Origin of the sequence: Microbacterium sp. 13-71-7, assembly GCF_002257455.1 — a bacterium.
Lineage (GTDB): Bacteria > Actinomycetota > Actinomycetes > Actinomycetales > Microbacteriaceae > Microbacterium.
The window spans coordinates 1-1,285 of the sequence record NZ_NCKN01000417.1; the positions used below are offsets into that span (position 1 = coordinate 1).

General features: G+C 73.2%; 2 protein-coding genes and 1 pseudogene. 1 reads left to right on the forward strand and 2 read right to left on the reverse strand.

The window, feature by feature from the left end; all coding sequences use genetic code 11:
- Positions 1–448, reverse strand: a 448-nt coding sequence (locus B7X32_RS20940; protein WP_292724175.1) for a class I SAM-dependent methyltransferase, incomplete at its 3' end; no start/stop codon positions are given.
- Between the two features lie 95 nt (positions 449–543).
- Here B7X32_RS20940 and B7X32_RS20945 point away from each other — a divergent pair.
- Complete coding sequence (locus tag B7X32_RS20945) at positions 544–1,005, forward strand: Sec-independent protein translocase TatB (protein WP_292724177.1); 462 nt, start codon at positions 544–546, stop codon at positions 1,003–1,005.
- A gap of 31 nt (positions 1,006–1,036) precedes the next feature.
- On the opposite strand, the pseudogene B7X32_RS20950 reads toward B7X32_RS20945, so the two are convergent.
- A pseudogene (locus tag B7X32_RS20950) lies at positions 1,037–1,285 on the reverse strand (sodium:proton antiporter); the annotation flags it as partial.

Consider the following 1,285-nt stretch of genomic DNA (forward strand, 5'->3'; position numbering starts at 1 on the left):
CGCGCACGAGCCGCAGACCGTGCTCGACGTACTCGATGACGTTCTCCGGATCCGCATCCACGAGGACGATGTCGTAGGCGGCCTCGTTCATGCGGGGCAGCACGTCGGCGGCCCTGCCGGCGATGAACCGCGCGCGCGTCGGGGCGATCCGGGCGTCCTGGAAGGCGCTGCGTGCGGCGGCGAGGTGCTCCGGCTCGTTGTCGATCGAGGTGAGCACGGCCTTCGGGGCGCCGCGCAACAGCCAGAGACCGGAGACGCCCGCACCGGTGCCGATCTCGACGATCGAGCGCGCGCCGGTGGCTGCGGCGAGCACGGCGATCTGTGCTCCGACGGCTGCGCTGATGGGCTGCGCGCCGAGCTCGACCGCGTGGGCGCGCGCCCGCGCGATCTCATCCGGCTCGATGATGGCTTCGCGCACGTACCGTGCGTTGGCGTCCTGCTCGCTCACTTCGACTCCCTGGCGGCGCTCAGTGCACCGCATGTTCCCTCAGCGTAGGCGTCCTCCGTGTCCGCGCGGGCGAGGCGCGGCGGTACCCTTGTGACATGTTCTTCGGCATCACCATCGAGAAGCTGCTCGTGATCGGCGTGATCGCTGCCCTTCTCGTGGGCCCCGAGCGCCTCCCGAGGTACGCGGAGTCGTTCGCGCGCATGGTCAAGAAGGCCGGTGAGTACCTGCGCGGCGCCAAGGATCGCATGCGCGAGGAGGTCGGGCCGGAGATCGACGAGCTCGACTGGCGCAAGCTCGATCCGCGGCAGTACGACCCGCGTCGCATCATCCGCGATGCCCTGCTGGACGACAGCCCGGCCGCCCCGACTCCGGCGGCGGCACCGGCCGCGGTCGAGGCCGCTCCGGCGCCGGCGGCCGCGGGTTCCGCCGCCGCGCTGCTGGCCACCGCGACCGCGATGAACGCCGCCTCCGCCTCGGGCGAGACCGTGCCGGCGACGAAGGGGCCGAAGGTGTTCTCCTCCGAGGAGCTTCCCCCCTACGACAGCGAAGCCACCTGAGCCCCACGGCCGTGGAGCGGTCGGACCGCGCTCAGCGCGGAGCGACCGGCAGTCGCCGCCCAGCGAGGCCGCGGCCCGCCTGATCGACGGCGTCCGCGAGGGCGAGGATCGCGCGTGCCGCGGGATCCTGCGGGTCTCCGAGCACGACCGGCAGCCCCGCATCGCCTCCCGTGCGCAGCGCGGGACTCAGCGGCACGGAGGCGAGGAGGGGGACGCGATCCGCGTCCTGCGAGAGCGCGTCGGCCACGGCCTGACCTCCGCCGGAGCCGAACAGATCCAG

Coding starts and splice junctions, on each gene's coding strand:
- B7X32_RS20945 (WP_292724177.1), top strand. CDS start 544: ATGTTCTTCGGCATCACCATCGAGAAGCTGCTCGTGATCGGCGTGATC.